Annotated in this window: 17 protein-coding genes; 8 read left to right on the top strand and 9 right to left on the bottom strand. The window is 68.3% G+C overall.

Annotated features, from left to right (window positions below):
* Positions 1-16 precede the first annotated feature (16 nt).
* The 5 genes from ABZ192_RS32550 (at position 17) to trxA (ending at position 4,923) form a co-directional block, all read left to right on the top strand.
* A complete protein-coding gene (locus tag ABZ192_RS32550; RefSeq protein ID WP_356928067.1) occupies positions 17-1,735 on the top strand; it encodes a protein kinase family protein in 1,719 nt (572 codons plus the stop codon).
* A 26-nt stretch (positions 1,736-1,761) separates the two neighbouring features.
* Positions 1,762-2,487, top strand: coding sequence for an RNA polymerase sigma factor SigM (gene sigM, locus ABZ192_RS32545; RefSeq protein WP_356928066.1), 726 nt, complete (start codon positions 1,762-1,764; stop codon positions 2,485-2,487).
* Positions 2,484-3,407 carry a hypothetical protein gene (locus ABZ192_RS32540; RefSeq protein ID WP_356928065.1) on the top strand — a complete coding sequence of 308 codons (924 nt, stop codon included), beginning with the start codon at positions 2,484-2,486 and terminating at the stop codon, positions 3,405-3,407. Before sigM ends, ABZ192_RS32540 begins: the two co-directional genes overlap by 4 nt.
* A 169-nt stretch (positions 3,408-3,576) precedes the next feature.
* Positions 3,577-4,545: a thioredoxin-disulfide reductase gene (gene trxB / locus ABZ192_RS32535; RefSeq protein WP_356928064.1), complete on the top strand. Its 969-nt coding sequence runs from the start codon at positions 3,577-3,579 to the stop codon at positions 4,543-4,545.
* A gap of 45 nt (positions 4,546-4,590) precedes the next feature.
* Positions 4,591-4,923, top strand: coding sequence for a thioredoxin (gene trxA, locus ABZ192_RS32530; protein WP_010032728.1), 333 nt, complete (start codon positions 4,591-4,593; stop codon positions 4,921-4,923).
* 160 nt (positions 4,924-5,083) lie between these two features.
* On the opposite strand, the gene ABZ192_RS32525 is transcribed toward trxA, so the two are convergent.
* The 9 genes from ABZ192_RS32525 to rpmH form a co-directional block, all read right to left on the bottom strand.
* Positions 5,084-5,701: a GNAT family N-acetyltransferase gene (locus tag ABZ192_RS32525; protein WP_356928063.1), complete on the bottom strand. Its 618-nt coding sequence runs from the start codon at positions 5,699-5,701 to the stop codon at positions 5,084-5,086.
* A 317-nt stretch (positions 5,702-6,018) separates the two neighbouring features.
* Positions 6,019-7,119: a ParB/RepB/Spo0J family partition protein gene (locus ABZ192_RS32520; RefSeq protein WP_356928062.1), complete on the bottom strand. Its 1,101-nt coding sequence runs from the start codon at positions 7,117-7,119 to the stop codon at positions 6,019-6,021.
* On the bottom strand, positions 7,116-8,192 hold the full coding sequence (locus tag ABZ192_RS32515) for a ParA family protein (protein WP_078945117.1): 1,077 nt from the start codon (positions 8,190-8,192) through the stop codon (positions 7,116-7,118). The genes ABZ192_RS32520 and ABZ192_RS32515 overlap by 4 nt, the downstream gene beginning before the upstream one ends.
* A 265-nt stretch (positions 8,193-8,457) precedes the next feature.
* Positions 8,458-9,174: a 16S rRNA (guanine(527)-N(7))-methyltransferase RsmG gene (rsmG, locus tag ABZ192_RS32510; protein ID WP_059414784.1), complete on the bottom strand. Its 717-nt coding sequence runs from the start codon at positions 9,172-9,174 to the stop codon at positions 8,458-8,460.
* A gap of 125 nt (positions 9,175-9,299) precedes the next feature.
* A complete protein-coding gene (locus tag ABZ192_RS32505; RefSeq protein ID WP_356928061.1) occupies positions 9,300-9,812 on the bottom strand; it encodes a R3H domain-containing nucleic acid-binding protein in 513 nt (170 codons plus the stop codon).
* Positions 9,813-9,827: 15 nt separating this feature from the next.
* A complete protein-coding gene (yidC, locus tag ABZ192_RS32500; RefSeq protein WP_356928060.1) occupies positions 9,828-11,102 on the bottom strand; it encodes a membrane protein insertase YidC in 1,275 nt (424 codons plus the stop codon).
* A 3-nt stretch (positions 11,103-11,105) separates the two neighbouring features.
* Positions 11,106-11,480, bottom strand: a complete 375-nt coding sequence (gene yidD / locus ABZ192_RS32495) for a membrane protein insertion efficiency factor YidD (protein WP_356928059.1) — start codon at positions 11,478-11,480, stop codon at positions 11,106-11,108.
* A complete protein-coding gene (gene rnpA, locus ABZ192_RS32490) occupies positions 11,477-11,848 on the bottom strand; it encodes a ribonuclease P protein component (RefSeq protein WP_082319883.1) in 372 nt (123 codons plus the stop codon). The genes yidD and rnpA overlap by 4 nt, the downstream gene beginning before the upstream one ends.
* A 21-nt stretch (positions 11,849-11,869) precedes the next feature.
* Entirely contained in the window at positions 11,870-12,007 is a 138-nt protein-coding gene (gene rpmH / locus ABZ192_RS32485) for a 50S ribosomal protein L34 (protein WP_018846094.1), read from the bottom strand.
* A gap of 374 nt (positions 12,008-12,381) precedes the next feature.
* Between rpmH and dnaA the strand changes: the two genes are divergently transcribed.
* From dnaA to gnd, 3 genes are all read left to right on the top strand, one after another.
* On the top strand, positions 12,382-14,502 hold the full coding sequence (dnaA, locus tag ABZ192_RS32480; protein ID WP_356928058.1) for a chromosomal replication initiator protein DnaA: 2,121 nt from the start codon (positions 12,382-12,384) through the stop codon (positions 14,500-14,502).
* Between the two features lie 926 nt (positions 14,503-15,428).
* Positions 15,429-16,559 (top strand): DNA polymerase III subunit beta, encoded by a 1,131-nt coding sequence (dnaN, locus tag ABZ192_RS32475; RefSeq protein ID WP_086560490.1) that lies wholly within the window; start codon positions 15,429-15,431, stop codon positions 16,557-16,559.
* 164 nt (positions 16,560-16,723) lie between these two features.
* Positions 16,724-17,599, top strand: coding sequence for a phosphogluconate dehydrogenase (NAD(+)-dependent, decarboxylating) (gnd, locus tag ABZ192_RS32470; RefSeq protein WP_356928057.1), 876 nt, complete (start codon positions 16,724-16,726; stop codon positions 17,597-17,599).
* Positions 17,600-17,622 lie beyond the last annotated feature (23 nt).

Raw genomic sequence — 17,622 nt, 5'->3', positions numbered from 1 at the left:
GGAGGCAGGAACGACGGTGGCGGAACGGAGTACGGCTGCCGTCGACGTGGCAGACAACAGCGACGAGTCGTCGCTGACCGCACAGGCGGACCAGTCCACGGCCGACGGGGTGGCCAAGAACCGGGAGCGGGACACGGACAGCGACGAGGTACAGGAGAGCACCCGGACCGACGGTCCAGGGAAGACCTCGCCGCCTGAACTGCACAGTGGTCACAAACTCGCCAGACGCTACCGCCTCGAGGAGTGCGTCACCCGACTGGACGGTTTCAGCAGTTGGCGTGCCGTGGACGAGAAGCTCCGCCGTGCCGTCGGCGTGCACATCCTGCCCGCGGATCACTCACGGGCCCGGTCCGTCCTGGCCGCCGCCCGTTCCTCCGCCCTGCTGGGCGACCCGCGCTTCGTCCAGGTGCTGGACGCGGTGGAGGAGAACGACCTCGTCTACGTCGTCCACGAATGGCTTCCGGACGCGACCGAACTGACCACGCTCCTCGCCGCCGGGCCGCTGGAGCCGTACGACGCCTACCAGATGGTCAGCCAGGTCTCCTCCGCCATGGCCGCCGCCCATCGCGAGGGCCTCGCCCATCTGCGGCTGAACCCCAACGCCGTCCTGCGTGCCTCGACCGGCCAGTGGCGCATCCGGGGGCTCGCGGTGAACGCCGCTCTGCGGGGCGTCGCGTCCGACACCCCGCAGCGCACGGACACCGAGGCGATCGGCGCCCTGCTGTACGCGTCGCTCACCCAGCGCTGGCCGTACGAGAGCGATGCCTACGGGCTGTCCGGCCTGCCCAAGGACATCGGCCTGATCGCGCCCGACCAGGTGCGTGCCGGCGTGCACCGCGGCCTCTCCGAGCTCTCCATGCGCGCGCTCGCCAACGACGGCGCCACCGCCTCCCGCCACGAGTCTCCGTGCACCACCCCCGAGGAGTTGGTGAAGGCGATCGGCGAGATGCCCCGCATCCGCCCGCCGGAGCCGGCGTTCACCGCCCCGCCCGAGTACCAGCGCACCGCGTACCAGCAGGGCACGTACGGCCGCCAGGCCCCGCGCCCCGGTGCCACGCAGCCCGTCCCGGCCCCGCCGCCCCCGCTGCAGAGCCGCACGGGCAAGGCCCTGAAGTGGGCCGTGTCCGCGCTCCTCATCGCCGCGCTGGGTCTCGGCAGCTGGCAGCTGGCGGACGCGCTCATGGACCAGGGGGGCAAGAACGAGGACCCGGGCCAGACGCAGAACAACGACAGCGGCGACAAGAACAAGGACCGCCCGGCACCGAAGCCGATCGCCATCAAGGGCGCCGAGGAGTACGTCGCCAAGGGCGACGCCCAGCACCCCGCCGACGTCACCAAGACCTACGACGGCGACCCGTCCACGGCCTGGCGCACCAGCAGCTACCTGGACGGCCCGAAGATGGTGATAAAGCCCGGTGTCGGCATCGTCTACGACCTCGGGTCCGAGAAGGAAGTCTCGGCCGCGACGCTCTCGCTGCGGTACGGCAGCGACCACACCACGGTAGAGCTGTACGCGACCGACACCCTCGGTTCGTCCACACCGCTGAGTGCCATGAAGAAGCTGGGCACGGCCACGACGAGCAGCACCTCCGCGAAGGTGACCGTCGACAAGCCCGTGAAGAGCCGGTACCTCCTCGTGTGGCTCACGGCCCTGCCGTACTCCGGTAACGACCCCGCCAACTACAGCCGCCCGGGCTACAAGCAGGCCATCACCGAAGTGAAGTTCACGGGCTGAGAGCCGACCGAGGGGAAGGGGGTTCGATGGCGGACCGCGCCGAGCACAGCGGTGCAAGTGATCAGGACCTCCTCGCCCGGCATGTCGAGGGCGACCCCGACGCCTTCGGTGAGATCGTGCGGCGGCACCGCGATCGGCTCTGGGCCGTCGCCCTGCGGACGCTGGGAGACCGCGAGGAGGCCGCTGACGCGGTGCAGGACGCCCTCGTCTCCGCCTACCGGGCCGCCCACACCTTCCGGGGCCAGTCGGCCGTCACGACCTGGCTGCACAGGATCACGGTGAACGCCTGCCTGGACCGCGCCCGCAAGGTCGCCTCCCGGAAGACCTCTCCCGTCGACGACACCGAGCGCCTGGAGCAGCTGCTGGAGCCACACGAGTCGGCTTCGGCACCCGCCGAGCGCAACGATCTCCACAGGCAGCTCATCGAAGCCCTGGGAACCCTGCCGACCGACCAGCGAGCGGCGCTCGTCCTGGTGGACATGCAGGGCTACCCGGTCGCCGAAGCGGCCCGCATCCTCGACGTGCCGACCGGCACGGTGAAGAGCCGATGTGCACGCGGCAGAGCCAGACTCCTGCCGCTGCTCACGCACCTACGGCCGGACAGCACCGGTGGGAGCGAGAAGCCTGGCGGGGAACGGAACCGGACGCAGGGGCCAGCCGTCCCACCCGCAGCGGGACCGCGCCGAGCGGAATCACCGGACACAGGGCCGAGCGACCCAGCGGCAGTGAAGGGCGGAGGTGGACGAGCGTGACGTCGACGACAGACATGGCCGGGCACCCGGACGTCGCGGAGATCTCCGACCTCACCGAGGGCCTCCTCCCACCGTCCCGGAGCACCGACGTGCGCCGGCATCTGGACGGGTGCGAGCTCTGCGCGGACGTCTACGCCTCCCTGGAGGAGATCCGCGGGCTGCTCGGCACGCTGCCGGGCCCACCGCGCATGCCCGCCGATGTCGCAGGCCGCATCGATGCCGCGCTCGCCGCCGAGGCCCTGCTGAACGCCACGGGGCCGGAAACCGCAGAGCACCAGACGCCGGTGAGCACGCCCCATGCCACGTCCGAGAGCGGCAGCGGTGCGCATGTTTCACGTGAAACATCGACGCCCGCCGACCGCCCCGCCGGACGCCCCCGTTCTGCCACCACCGGCCCGGGCCGCAAGGACCGCACGCGGAACGGGCGCCGGAGGATCGCCGTTCTGGGGACCGTCTTCACCGTCGCCGTCCTGGGGCTGGGCTCCGTCCTGCTGTCGTCACTCGACGACGGCAAACCCTCGCGTGACACGGCGGGCGGACCGCAGACCGCCCCCGCGGACACCTTCTCCGAGGGGAAGCTCGAGAAGCAGGTCACCGATCTCCTGGCGGACAAGCAGAGCGAGGAGGGCGGCGGCTCCCGCACCCCCTTCGGCGCGAAGACCGCCGAGCCCAACCATCATCGGGTCTTCCGGGAGCCCACCGTGCCCGCCTGCGTCCGCGACGGCATCGGGCGCAAGGACACGGCCCTCGCTGTCGAGAACGGCAGGTATCAGGGGAAGAAGGCCATGCTGGTCCTGCTCCCCGACGCATCCGACGCCACTCGGGTCACCGCCTACATCGTCGACGCGACCTGTGTGGATCATGCTGCGGCCAACGCCGAGGGCAAGGTCCTTCTTCAGCGCTCGTACCCGTCCGCCTGAGACACGCCTCCGTCTTCGCCCTGCGCGGTACCCCCCACGGCGCCGCATCTCCGTGTGCCCGGACACAGCGGGAATGCTCGCCCCTTAGGATCCGTTGGGTGGGGTGAGAGCTCCGAGAGGAACTCCCACACCGGTCGAACGACGCAGTCCAGAGACGAGGAATCAAGCCGTGAGCGACGTCCGTAACGTGATCATCATCGGCTCCGGGCCCGCCGGCTATACGGCGGCGCTCTACACCGCGCGCGCGTCGCTGAAGCCACTGGTGTTCGAGGGCGCCGTCACCGCGGGCGGTGCGCTCATGAACACCACCGACGTCGAGAACTTCCCGGGCTTCCAGGACGGCATCATGGGCCCCGAGCTCATGGACAACATGCGCGCCCAGTCGGAGCGCTTCGGCGCCGAGCTCGTTCCGGACGACATCGTCAACGTCGACCTGACCGGTGAGATCAAGACCGTCACGGACACGTCCGGTACCGTCCACCGCGCGAAGGCCGTCATCGTCGCCACCGGTTCGCAGCACCGCAAGCTCGGTCTGCCGAACGAGGACGCCCTCTCCGGTCGTGGGGTGTCGTGGTGCGCCACCTGTGACGGGTTCTTCTTCAAGGACCAGGACATCGCCGTGATCGGTGGTGGCGACACCGCCATGGAGGAGGCCACCTTCCTCTCGCGGTTCGCCAAGTCCGTGACCGTCGTCCACCGCCGCGACACCCTGCGCGCCTCCAAGGCCATGCAGGAGCGTGCCTTCGCCGACCCGAAGATCACGTTCGTGTGGGACAGCGAGGTCGCCGAGATCCAGGGTGACGCGAAGCTCTCGGGTCTGAAGCTGCGTAACCTCAAGACCGGCGAGCTTTCGGACCTGCCGGTGACCGGTCTCTTCATCGCTATCGGCCACGACCCTCGCACCGAGCTCTTCAAGGGTCAGCTCGACCTGGACGACGAGGGCTACCTGAAGGTGGCCGCGCCGTCGACCCGCACCAACCTGACCGGTGTCTTCGGTGCCGGCGATGTGGTCGACCACACCTACCGTCAGGCGATCACCGCGGCGGGGACCGGCTGCTCCGCTGCTCTCGACGCCGAGCGCTACCTCGCCGCCCTCGCGGACGAGGAGCAGCCCGAGCCCGAGAAGACCGCTGTCTGACCTCTCCCTACCCGCCCCACGCACCAACCAGTTAAGGAGCCCGCCGTGGCCGGCACCCTGAAGAATGTGACCGACGACTCCTTCGAGCAGGACGTCCTCAAGAGCGACAAGCCCGTCCTGGTGGACTTCTGGGCCGCCTGGTGCGGTCCGTGCCGTCAGATCGCGCCGTCCCTCGAGGCGATCGCCTCCGAGTACGGCGACAAGATCGAGGTCGTCAAGCTGAACATCGACGAGAACCCGGGTACGGCCGCCAAGTACGGCGTCATGTCCATCCCGACCCTGAACGTCTACCAGGGTGGCGAGGTCGCCAAGACCATCGTGGGCGCCAAGCCTAAGGCCGCGATCGTTCGTGACCTCGAGGAGTTCATCGCCGAGTGAACCGGCGGAGCCGTCGGAGCGACGGTGCCTGTTTCACGTGAAACACGAATGGGCCAACCCGGAAGGGTTGGCCCATTCGTTTGAGTTCCTGCCCCACAGCGGCCACCCAGTTCCTGTTCGGCCACGAGTTCCAGTCCCACAGCGGCCGCCGAATACCGCCCTACAGGGGCCGCAGCGCCGGCTCCTTCTGCACGGCTCCCAGGAGCCGGTCCAGGGCCATCTCGACGTCTTCCTTCCAGGAGAGCGTCGACCGCAGTTCCAGCCTCAACCGGGGATAGGTGGGGTGCTGCCGGACCGTCTTGAAGCCCACCGCCAGGAGGTGATCGGCGGGCAGCACACAGGCCGGTTCCTTCCAGCGCGCATCCCCGAACGCCTCGATCGCTTTGAACCCGCGCCGCAGCAGGTCTTTGGCGACCGTCTGGACCATTACCCGGCCGAGCCCCTGCCCCTGGTACCCCGGCGCGATGAACGCGGTCATCAGCTGAACCGCGTCGGGGGAGACGGGACTCGTGGGGAACGCCGTAGAGCGCGGGACATAGGCCGGGGGCGCGTAGAGCACGAATCCCACGGGCACGTCGTCGACGTACACGACCCGGCCGCAGGAGCCCCAGTCCAGCAGAACGGCCGAGATCCAGGCTTCCTTCTCGAGAGCGGACTCGCCCGCCTTTACCGCGGCCTCACCGCTGACCGGGTCGAGCTCCCAGAAGACACACGACCGACAGCGTTGGGGAAGGTCCTGAAGGTTGTCCAACGTGAGCGGTACGAGCCGGCGACCCATGAAGGCTGATCCTCGCTTCCTTCGCCTGCCGCGTCGCGGGCGGCTGTGAGAGCGCTCCGTTCCCTGAGGAGACTGCCGATGAACCCACCGACCGCTCCCAGCCCCAAACCGGCGCTCACCAGTCCAGTGCGGCTCATCGTTCGCATGGCCCCTGCCTTCCTCTCAGAGGTACTGCCGGGTGGTGCGCCGTATCCGAACGCATCGTATCCACGATGCGATTCCATCGATACCGCCAGAAAGGAAAGAGCGAGCCACGTTCCGGCACACACCGGACATGGCCCGCTCCGTCGTCCACAACAGCGGCTCCCGCCGGAGGCTCAGGACTCGCTCTCCTCGGAGTCGTCCTCCAGCAGGCTCTTCTGCAGAACCGGTCCCTCGCCGGGAGCGAGTGAACCGAGGATCCGCTCAAGGTCCTCCATGGAGGCGAACTCGACGGTGATCTTCCCCTTTTTCTGGCCCAGGTCGACCTTCACCCGGGTCTCGAAGCGGTCCGAGAGCCGGGTGGCGAGCTCGGACAGCGCGGGAGAGACGCGAGCACCAGCACGCGGGCCCTTGGGCCGCTGAGCCTTCTGGGGACGCGACCCCATCAGGGTCACGATCTCCTCGACGGCCCGCACCGACAGTCCCTCGGCCACGATGCGGTGGGCGAGCCGGTCCTGCTCCTCCGAGTCCTCGACGGACAGCAGGGCCCGAGCGTGCCCCGCCGAGAGCACTCCGGCGGCGACCCGACGCTGCACCGCCGGAGAGAGCTTCAGCAGGCGCAGGGTGTTGGAGACCTGTGGGCGGGATCGGCCGATGCGGTCCGCCAGCTGGTCGTGCGTGCAGTTGAAGTCCCGCAGCAACTGGTCGTAGGCGGCTGCCTCTTCCAGCGGATTCAGCTGGGCGCGGTGCAGGTTCTCCAGCAGGGCGTCCAGGAGGAGCTTCTCGTCCTCCGTGGCGCGCACGATCGCCGGGATCGCCTCCAGCCCCGCCTCGCGGCAAGCCCTCCAGCGGCGTTCGCCCATGATGAGCTCGTAGCGGGCCGGGCCCACCTGCCGTACGACGACCGGCTGGAGGAGTCCCACTTCCTTGATGGAGGTGATGAGCTCGGCCAGCGCGTCCTCGTCGAAGACTTCACGCGGCTGCCGCGGGTTCGGCGTGATGGAGTCGAGGGGAATCTCGGCGAAGTGCGCACCGATGGGCGGCGCAGGCGTGGCGGGAGCACTGGGCTGCGCCGGTTCCTCTGTTTCACGTGAAACATTCGGCAGGGTCGCCACCTTCGCCGCGGCCACCCCCCGGTCGTTCGGCAGCACGGGTACTGCCGCGGGGGACGTGGAAGCGGCACCCCCTGCCGCAGCCTGGGCCACCGACTTCTCCGTCGGCGCAGCAGGGATCAGTGCGCCGAGACCACGGCCCAGCCCCCTCCGTCGCTCGCTCACTGAATGCCCTCCACCATGCTCGGGTCGTTCTGCTGTGCGCCGATATGGGCGTGCGTCGCGTCATAGCTGATGCCGACACCCTTCAGCGCGATCTCTCGTGCCGCCTCAAGATAAGAGAGGGCACCACTCGATCCAGGATCGTAAGTCAGGACCGTCTGGCCATAACTCGGCGCCTCGGAGATACGGACGGACCTGGGAATGCTCGTCCGCAGCACCTCGTCGCCGAAGTGAGTGCGCACCTCTTCTGCGACCTGGGACGCGAGTCGCGTCCGGCCGTCATACATGGTGAGGAGGATGGTCGACACATGCAGGGCGGGGTTGAGGTGCCCCCGCACCAGGTCGACGTTTCGCAACAACTGACCCAGGCCTTCCAGCGCGTAGTACTCGCACTGGATCGGGATCAGAACCTCCTGGCCCGCCACCAACGCATTGACCGTCAGAAGGCCGAGCGAGGGCGGACAGTCGATGAGGATGTAATCCAGCGGCTGTTCGTACGCCTGGATGGCGCGCTGCAGCCGGCTCTCTCGTGCCACCAGGGACACCAGCTCGATCTCCGCACCGGCGAGATCGATCGTGGCAGGGGCGCAGAAGAGACCCTCGACATCGGGGACCGGCTGGACGACCTCGGAGAGCGGTTTGCTCTCCACCAACACGTCGTAGATGGACGGAACTTCGGCGTGATGGTCAATGCCCAGCGCGGTGGACGCATTGCCCTGTGGGTCGAGGTCGACCACCAGAACCCGGCCACCGTGCAGGGCCAGTGACGCAGCAAGGTTGACGGTCGTCGTCGTCTTGCCCACACCGCCCTTCTGGTTGGCGACCACCATGATTCGGGTCTGCTCGGGCCGTGGCAGGCCCTCGCCGGCGCGGCCTAGAGCCTCCACCGCCAGTTGGGCAGCACGACCGATGGGAGTGTCGTCCATCGGAGGCGGTGTTTCACGTGAAACATCCGCCCCCATCGACTCGGTACGGGGACCGGGGACCGGATCGGTCATCGGTCCCGCGATGTTGGCGTCGGACCGCAAGGATTCACTCTCCTCGACTTCAGGCTCGCAATGAACAGAGCCTCCCATGTCTTCGGGGTCGTGAACCAGTGAGGCCTTCCGTTCTGTGGAGAATTCCACCTCTGTGGACAACTCGGTTCCCTCATCGAGTGACCCAAGAGGCTTACGGTCGCGGGGTTCGGCCGCAGCGCGGCCACGACTGATGATGCCGTGCAACAGTGAGCGACGTTTCACGTGAAACACGATGCACAGCCGCCGTGGCCGAACCGCCGCGACACTCCGGCTTGCGTACGTTTGGCAGCTTGTGTGGAGTACGTCTCGTCCTCAGGACGGATCAGCGTCGCCGACGGGCCCGCCCCGTGCGAGCCGCCTTGGCGCGCTTCGCCGCGAAGCGCACCCCACCGGGGCTCTCCCCGACCTCGACCCGCACGACCGTGGACATCGGATCCACCACACCCTCACCGACGTGCAGGATGGACGTCTCCACCGCACCCAGCTTGCTCAGGGCCGCCGACGCGCTCTTCAGCTCCTCCTCGGCGGCGTCGCCCTTGAGCGCGAGCATCTCCCCGTACGGCCTCAGCAGAGGGATGCCCCATGTGGCGAGGCGGTCGAGGGGCGCGACCGCTCGGGCCGTCACGACGTGGACGGGCTGGATCTTGCCCATCACCTCCTCGGCCCGGCCGCGCACGACGGTCACATGATCCAGGCCGAGCAGTTCCACGACCTCGGAGAGGAAGTTGGTACGCCGCAACAGCGGCTCCAGCAGCGTGATCTTCAGGTCCTCCCGGACCAGTGCCAGCGGGATCCCGGGGAGGCCGGCGCCCGAGCCGACATCGCACACCGTCACGCCCTCGGGCACGACCTCCGAGAGCACCGCGCAGTTCAGCAGGTGCCGCTCCCACAGGCGGGGCACTTCACGCGGGCCGATGAGACCGCGCTGCACGCCCGCCTCAGCGAGCAGCTCGGCGTACCGCACCGCATCCGCGAAGCGATCACCGAACACCTCGCGCGCCTGCTCGGGCGCGGGGGGAAGCTCCGCTGCCTCCGTCACGGGGGACCGTCCTTCCGTACCGTGTCAGCGCGTACCCGCGCCGACACCAGAACCACCAGAACTATCAGGCTGACAAAGTTCGGCCCCGCCTGCGCAACAGACGGGGCCGGGGAAGTATGGGCCGATCAGGCGGGAAGCACGACGACGAAGCGCTCCGGCTCCTCGCCCTCGGACTCGCTGCGCAGGCCCGCGGCCTTGACCGCGTCGTGCACGACCTTGCGCTCGAACGGCGTCATCGGGTCCAGCCGCACGGCCTCGCCGCTGCTCTTGGCCTCGGCGGCGGCCTTGGCGCCCAGCTCCGACAGCTCGGAGCGCTTCTGGGCGCGGTATCCCGCGATGTCGAGCATCAGCCGGCTGCGGTCACCGGTTTCGCGGTGCACGGCCAGACGGGTGAGCTCCTGGAGCGCCTCCAGCACCTCGCCGTCCCGGCCGACCAGCTTCTGCAGGTCGCGGCTGCCCGTGTCGCTGATGATCGAGACAGAGGCACGGTCGGCCTCGACGTCCATGTCGATGTCGCCGTCGAGGTCGGCGATGTCGAGCAGACCCTCCAGGTAGTCCGCCGCGATCTCGCCCTCCTGCTCCAGGCGAGTCAGGGTGTCTGCACCCTCGGCAGCGGCGGAGGTGGTGCCTTCCGTCACGGGATGGACTCCTTCTTACTTCTTGGACGGGGACTTGGGCCGCTGCGGGCCCTTGCGCTGTCCGGACTGGGCCTTGCTGCGGGTACCGCTGCCGGACTTCGCGCCGCCCTTCTTGGCAGCGGGGGCGGGCTTGGCGTCCTCGGGCGCGTCGGACTTGGTGAGCGACGTCTTCTGCTCGGACTCCTCGGCCGCCTTGGCGGCAGCGGACTGGCGCTGTGCCTTGGTCTGCCGCTTGGGCTGCTGACGCTTCGGCGTGCCGGTGGTCGGCGTACCGTCCTCGGCCTCGACAGCGACAGCGGTGTCGCTCTTGATCACGGTGCCGTCGGTCTGAGCGGCGAGGCCGGCCTTGCTGAGGCCGTTGATGAACTTGCGCTCGAACTCGTTACGGTCGCGTCCCTTGGCGACGATCGCCTTCACGATGACCTTGTCACGCCGCCGGCTGACCTTGCCGTGCGTGGTGACGTGCTTGTGGAGGCGCTCCAGGTACGAGGCCTGGGCCTTGGAACCCGGGGTCGGGTTGTTGTGGATGACGTACATCTGCTGGCCCATGGTCCACACGTTGGTGGTCAGCCAGTAGACGAGGACACCGACCGGGAAGTTGATGCCGAAGACGGCGAACATGACGGGGAAGACGTACATCAGCATCTTCTGCTGCTGCATGAACGGGGTCTTCACCGTGGTGTCGACGTTCTTCGTCATCAGCTGGCGCTGGGTGAAGAACTGCGACGCCGACATCAGGACGATCATGATGGCGGTGACCACGCGGACGTCGGTGAGGGAGGCACCGAGTGCTTCCACCTTCGACGCGCTGTCGGTGAACTTCACCGCCAGCGGCGCACCGACGATGTGCGCCTTCTGCGCGCTCTCCAGAAGGCTGGTGTTGATCACGCCGATGGTGTCGTTCGACGCGATGCTGTTGAGCACGTGGTACAGGGCGAAGAAGAACGGGGACTGCGCCAGGATGGGAAGGCACGAGGAGAGCGGGTTGGTGCCCGTCTCCTTGTACAGCTTCATCATCTCTTCGGACTGACGCTGCTTGTCGTTCTTGTATCGCTCCTGGATCTTCTTCATCTCGGGCTGGAGCGTCTGCATGGCCCGGGTCGCCTTGATCTGCTTCACGAAGAGCGGGATCAGGCAGATACGGATCAGGATCACCAGGGACACGATCGACAGGCCCCAGGCCCATCCGGTGTCGGGGCCGAAGACGGCGCCGTACACCGAGTGGAACTGGACGATGACCCAGGAGACGGGTGTGGTGATGAAGCTGAAGAGGCTGGCAATCGTGTCCACTAATCATGCTCCTTGGGCATGGGACGGTGTCTCTGCGGCCGGGCTCGAAGGACTCGGGGGACTTGTGGGAGAAGTCTGTCCTTCGATGGCCGGGTCGGCGGCGGAGGGCCCGCCCTTGCGTGCACGCCACGCGTTACGCAGCATTTCGTGCCACCGCGGGCGCTTGCGCGGCGGGACATGGTCCACACCACCCAGCGACCACGGGTTGCACCGCAGGATGCGCCAGGCCGTGAGTGCCGTTCCCTTGATGGCACCGTGCCGGTCGATGGCCGTGAAGCCGTAGTGGGAGCACGACGGGTAGTACTTGCAGACCGGCCCGAGCAGCGGACTGATCGTCCACTGGTAGAGCTTGATCAGAGCAAGCAGCGGGTACTTCATCGCGCGCCCCCTCCCAGCAGCCGCTGGAGGGCGGCGTCCAGGTCTCGGGCCAGCTGTGCATGGTCGGCGTCGCCCGCACCGGGCAGCGCTCGTACGACTACCAGGCTACCGGGGGGCAGCTGGGCGACTCGGTCGCGCATCAGGTGGCGAAGCCTGCGCTTGACTTTGTTGCGTACGACCGCACCACCCACGGCTTTGCTCACGACGAAACCCGCACGCGTCGGGGGAGCGCTCTCCCCAGGCGCATGCGGGTCCGTGGCACCGCTACGAAGGTGGACGACGAGGTGCGGGCGTCCAGCCCGGCGCCCCCGCCGTACCGCGGTCGCGAAGTCCTCGCGCCGCCTCAGCCGGTTCTCGGTGGGCAGCACGACGTCATGACCTGATCGGAATCAGGCGGACAGGTTGGCGCGACCCTTGCTGCGACGGTTCGCGAGAATCGCGCGACCGGCACGGGTACGCATCCGCAGGCGGAAGCCGTGGGTCTTCGCGCGACGACGGTTGTTCGGCTGGAAGGTGCGCTTGCTCACTCGGGGGCTCCAGAAGAAATCGGTAGTTGCGGGGTGCCGTCCTGGCTGTCACCGTGCGCCCACGAGTAGCTCGCAGTTACGCCCGTGTGCACCGCTGACCGATCACCCAAATGATCTGTGCCCATCGGAGGCAGGCGGCAGCAGCCATCGACAACTCGACCTGGTTACGGTACGCGCGGCTACGCCATCCGGTCAAACCGGCAGCCGCCCGCAGACACTTGTCCACAGGCTGGGGACAACAACTTGAACCGCAGTGGCCGCCCTGACTACCGTGACGGAACTCCGATTCGTTCCCTTATCCCTGCCCCACCCGATTTACATCCCGAGCCGTCCCAGAACCACACGTTCGTGGGACCTGTGAGAGAGCGTGCCCTGTGGCTGACGTACCTGCCGATCTTGCCGCAGTGTGGCCACGCGTATTGGAGCAGCTCCTCGGGGAGGGCCGCGGCCAGGGCGTCGAGTCCAAGGACGAGCACTGGATCCGGCGCTGCCAGCCGCTCGCGCTGGTCGCGGACACGGCCCTGCTCGCCGTACCGAACGAATTCGCGAAAGGCGTACTCGAGGGCCGCCTGGCGCCCGTCGTCAGCGAGACCCTGAGCCGCGAGTGCGGCCGCCCGATCCGGATCGCGATCACCGTCGACGACTCCGCGGGCGAGCCCCCGGCCACGACGGCGCCCCCGGCCCGCCCCCCGTCGCGGTACGAGGAGCCCGAGCCTCCGGCCGCGCGCCAGGACCGCGACGGTTACGAGGGGTACGGCCGCCACCGCGCCGACCAGCTGCCGGGAACGTCAGGCGACCAGCTCCCGCCTACGCGCGGAGATCAACTCCCCTCCGCCCGTCCCGCGTATCCGTCCGAGTACCAGCGCCCCGAACCCGGCTCCTGGCCGCGGCCGCCGCAGGACGACTACGGCTGGCAGCAGCAACGCCTCGGCTTCCCCGAGCGTGACCCGTACGCGTCACCCAGCCAGGACACGTACGGCGGCCAGGACGCGTACGGATCCCAGGACTCCTACGGATCCCATGGTTCGCACGGTTCGTCCCAGGATTCATACGGGTCCCAGGGATCGTCGCAGGACCCCTACGGATCCCAGCGATCACAGGGCTCACATGGCTCACAGGGCTCACCTGGGTCACAGCGATCCCATGGGTCACAGGACTCCTACGGATCGCATGGCTCACAGGACTCCTACGGCTCGTCCTCCCAGGACGCCTACGGCTCCCCGTCCCAGGACTACCGCCCGCAGTCCATGGAGCGCCCCTCCTACGAGGCACCGCGCTCCGACTACGACACGTCACGCCCCGACTACGACCAGCGGGACCCGGTCCGCCGTGAGCTGCCCGAGCCGCCGGCCGGCTCGGGTCATGTGCACCGGGGCGGCCCCGTCGGCCCGAACCTGCCCACGACCGGTGCGCCCGGCCCGCTGGCCGCACAGCCGGCGCCGGCGACCGGCCCGGGGGAGCCCACCGCGCGCCTGAATCCGAAGTACCTCTTCGACACGTTCGTCATCGGCGCCTCCAACCGCTTCGCGCACGCCGCCGCGGTCGCCGTCGCCGAGGCACCGGCGAAGGCGTACAACCCCCTGTTCATCTACGGGGAGTCCGGGCTCGGCAAGACGCACCTGCTGCACGCGATCGGGCACTACGCGCGCAGCCTCTACCCGGGCACGCGGGTGCGGTACGTGAGCTCGGAGGAGTTCACCAACGAGTTCATCAACTCCATCCGCGACGGAAAGGGCGACAGCTTCCGCAAGCGCTACCGCGAGATGGACATCCTGCTCGTCGACGACATCCAGTTCCTGGCGGACAAGGAGTCGACACAGGAGGAGTTCTTCCACACCTTCAACACACTCCACAACGCCAACAAGCAGATCGTGCTGTCCTCCGACCGGCCGCCCAAGCAGCTGGTCACGCTGGAGGACCGGCTGCGGAACCGTTTCGAGTGGGGTCTGATCACCGACGTGCAGCCGCCCGAGCTGGAGACGCGGATCGCGATCCTCCGCAAGAAGGCGGTGCAGGAGCAGCTGAACGCGCCGCCGGAGGTGCTGGAGTTCATCGCCTCCCGGATCTCGCGCAACATCCGCGAGCTGGAGGGCGCGCTGATCCGGGTCACGGCGTTCGCCTCGCTCAACCGGCAGCCGGTCGACCTCGGCCTGACGGAGATCGTCCTCAAGGACCTGATCCCCGGCGGCGAGGACTCCGCGCCCGAGATCACGTCCACGGCGATCATGGGCGCGACGGCGGACTACTTCGGGCTGACCGTCGAGGACCTGTGCGGCACGTCGCGTGGCCGCGCCCTCGTCACCGCCCGGCAGATCGCCATGTACCTGTGCCGTGAGCTCACGGACCTGTCGCTGCCGAAGATCGGCGCGCTGTTCGGCGGCCGCGACCACACGACGGTCATGCACGCCGACCGCAAGATCCGCAATCTGATGGCAGAGCGCCGCTCGATCTACAACCAGGTCACCGAGCTGACCAACCGCATCAAGAACGGCTGACAAGACCGGTTGTACGACGCCGAAGGGCGCTCCCGGAGCAGGTTTCCGGGGGCGCCCTTCGGCGTGGCGAGGGTCGGCCGTCGTCCGGCCGCAGCCGACCCTCGCCACGGCGAAGCCGGCCGTCGTCCTGCTGTCGGCCGCCGGCTGTTCGAATACCTGCCGGGTTACGGCCGCTCTCCACAGATTCGGTGACTTTTTCCCGTCCACACCCTGGGGACTGGGAAGTTGTCCAGACTGTGTCCACAGAGGCCTCGAGTGAAGGACCATCAGACCAGCTCAGTGGCATGTGGATTCGTGGACGAACGATCTCCACAGGCTGTGGACAGTGCGGGGATCCACAGGCTGTGCATCGAGTTGTCCACCGGCAACCCACAGGTTGAGGCCGGTTGTCCCCAGCGATCCCCAGCTTCTCCACATCGCTGTCCACTGTTCGGCAACGCGACGCGCCTCATCACCGGGTCGAGTGAAAGGCGTCACACGAAGGTGCCGGGTTGGGCTGTGGGAAAGCTGGGTAAAACTGGGGACGGCGCTGGGGAGAACTCGCCTCTCCCTGTGCACGGGGTGTGCAGAACTTTCCGTTCTCCACAGAAACCCCTGGTTGTCCACCGCCGTCACCCACAGGGCCAGTGGACAAAATTCCTGCTCTGAGCTGGGCAAACGTGGTTATCCACGGTATCCACAGGCCCTACTACTACTCCCGACTAGAGAGAGCTGGGAATTCGTTTCGAAGCGGGTCCTGTGCACAACTCGCTCTCCGGTGCCCGGCCGCCCCTCGTCACGACTTGACCCCGAAAGGCACCTACTGTCAGTGCGGTGCGTCAGACTGGTCCCCGGTGTCCTCCCCATCCCAGGGACCGTCGACACCGACACAGACGACGAGGGCCAGGCAGAGCGAGAAGCGCCGGCAACAGCAGGAGGCGGCAACAGTGAAGATCCGGGTGGAACGCGACGTACTCGCGGAGGCAGTGGCCTGGGCGGCACGCAGCCTCCCGGCCCGTCCGCCGGCGCCTGTCCTCGCCGGCCTGCTGCTGAAGGCCGAGGACGGCCAGCTGAGCCTGTCCAGCTTCGACTACGAGGTCTCCGCGCGGGTGTCCGTGGAGGCCGAGGTCGAGGAGGAGGGCACGGTGCTCGTCTCCGGCCGCCTCCTCGCGGACATCTGCCGCGCCCTGCCCAACCGCCCGGTGGAGATCTCCACAGACGGTGTACGGGCGACGGTGGTCTGCGGCTCCTCCCGGTTCACACTCCACACCCTGCCTGTGGAGGAGTACCCGGCCCTGCCGCAGATGCCGAACGCGACGGGCACCGTCCCCGGCGAGGTCTTCGCCTCCGCGGCCGCCCAGGTCGCCATCGCGGCCGGCCGTGACGACACGCTGCCCGTCCTCACCGGCGTCCGCATCGAGATCGAGGGCGACACGGTCACGCTGGCGTCCACCGACCGCTACCGCTTCGCGGTCCGCGAGTTCCTGTGGAAGCCGGAGAACCCGGAGGCCTCCGCGGTCGCCCTGGTGCCCGCCAAGACGCTGCTGGACACCGCCAAGGCCCTGACGAGCGGCGACCAGGTCATCCTGGCGCTGTCCGGCTCGGGCTCGGGCGAGGGCCTGATCGGCTTCGAGGGCGCCGGCCGCCGTACGACGACCCGCCTGCTGGAGGGCGACCTCCCGAAGTACCGCACGCTGTTCCCGACGGAGTTCAACAGCGTCGCCGTGATCGAGACCGCCCCCTTCGTCGAGGCCGTCAAGCGTGTGGCCCTGGTCGCCGAGCGGAACACCCCGGTGCGCCTCAGCTTCGAGCAGGGCGTGCTCATCCTGGAGGCAGGCTCCAGCGACGACGCACAGGCTGTGGAAAGGGTCGACGCCCAGCTGGAGGGCGACGACATCTCGATCGCCTTCAACCCGACGTTCCTGCTGGACGGCCTGAGCGCCATCGACTCCCCGGTCGCCCAGCTGTCCTTCACGACGTCCACGAAGCCCGCGCTGCTCAGCGGCAAGCCGGCGCTGGACGCCGAGGCGGACGAGGCCTACAAGTACCTGATCATGCCGGTGCGGCTCAGCGGCTGAGTTCCGACCGGTTGTCCACAGGCTGGGGGCAAACCCGCAGGTGAGGGCGTACGACTGAGCGCGTATGCCCACAGATGTGCGCGAGCGTCCGGGTTTAGGCTCGGCACGGTACGAAAGTGCCGCAACGCCACATCGGACACCTGCAAACCTAAGGAACACAACTGATGGAGCTCGGTCTCGTCGGCCTCGGCAAGATGGGCGGCAACATGCGCGAGCGGATCCGCCGCGCGGGCCACACCGTCTTCGGATACGACCGCAACCCGGACCTCGCCGATGTCCACAGCCTGCCGGAGCTTGTGGGCAAGCTCAGCGGCCCGCGTGTGGTCTGGGTGATGGTCCCGGCCGGCGAGGCCACGCAGTCCACCATCGACGAGCTCGCCGACCTGCTGGAGCCCGGTGACGTCGTCGTGGACGGCGGCAACTCCCGCTGGACGGACGACGAGAAGCACGCCGAGGAGCTGGCGGCCAAGGGCATCGGCTTCGTCGACTGCGGTGTCTCCGGCGGCGTCTGGGGCCTGGAGAACGGCTACGCGCTGATGTACGGCGGCGACGCGGAGAACGTCGCCAAGGTGCAGCCGGTCTTCGACGCCCTCAAGCCGGAGGGCGACTTCGGCGCGGTGCACGCGGGCAAGGTCGGCGCGGGCCACTTCGCGAAGATGGTCCACAACGGCATCGAGTACGCGATGATGCAGGCTTATGCCGAGGGCTGGGAGCTGCTGGAGAAGGTCGACTCCGTGACCGACGTCCGGGAGGTCTTCCGCTCCTGGCAGGAGGGCACGGTCATCCGTTCCTGGCTGCTGGACCTCGCGGTCAACGCGCTCGACGAGGACGAGCACCTGGACAAGCTCCGGGGTTATGCACAGGACTCCGGTGAGGGACGCTGGACTGTGGAAGCCGCCATCGACCACGCGGTGCCGCTGCCGGCGATCACCGCGTCGCTGTTCGCGCGGTTCGCCTCCCGCCAGGAGGACTCGCCCCAGATGAAGATGATCGCGGCGCTGCGGAACCAGTTCGGCGGCCACGCGGTCGAGAAGAAGTAACCGAGCACCGAGGGAGGTCGGCG

The sequence above is a fragment of the Streptomyces sp. NPDC006235 genome, assembly GCF_040613735.1.
Lineage (GTDB): Bacteria > Actinomycetota > Actinomycetes > Streptomycetales > Streptomycetaceae > Streptomyces.
The sequence above is the reverse complement of the archived record's forward strand: the minus strand, read 5'-3'. Positions and strand labels throughout refer to the sequence as shown.

Bases quoted from the DNA above. Each gene is read 5' to 3' on its own strand.
- gnd (WP_356928057.1), top strand. From the start codon at position 16,724: ATGGAGCTCGGTCTCGTCGGCCTCGGCAAGATGGGCGGCAACATGCGC.
- ABZ192_RS32525 (WP_356928063.1), bottom strand. From the start codon at position 5,701: ATGGGTCGCCGGCTCGTACCGCTCACGTTGGACAACCTTCAGGACCTT.
- sigM (WP_356928066.1), top strand. From the start codon at position 1,762: ATGGCGGACCGCGCCGAGCACAGCGGTGCAAGTGATCAGGACCTCCTC.
- ABZ192_RS32515 (WP_078945117.1), bottom strand. From the start codon at position 8,192: ATGGGAGGCTCTGTTCATTGCGAGCCTGAAGTCGAGGAGAGTGAATCC.
- yidD (WP_356928059.1), bottom strand. From the start codon at position 11,480: ATGAAGTACCCGCTGCTTGCTCTGATCAAGCTCTACCAGTGGACGATC.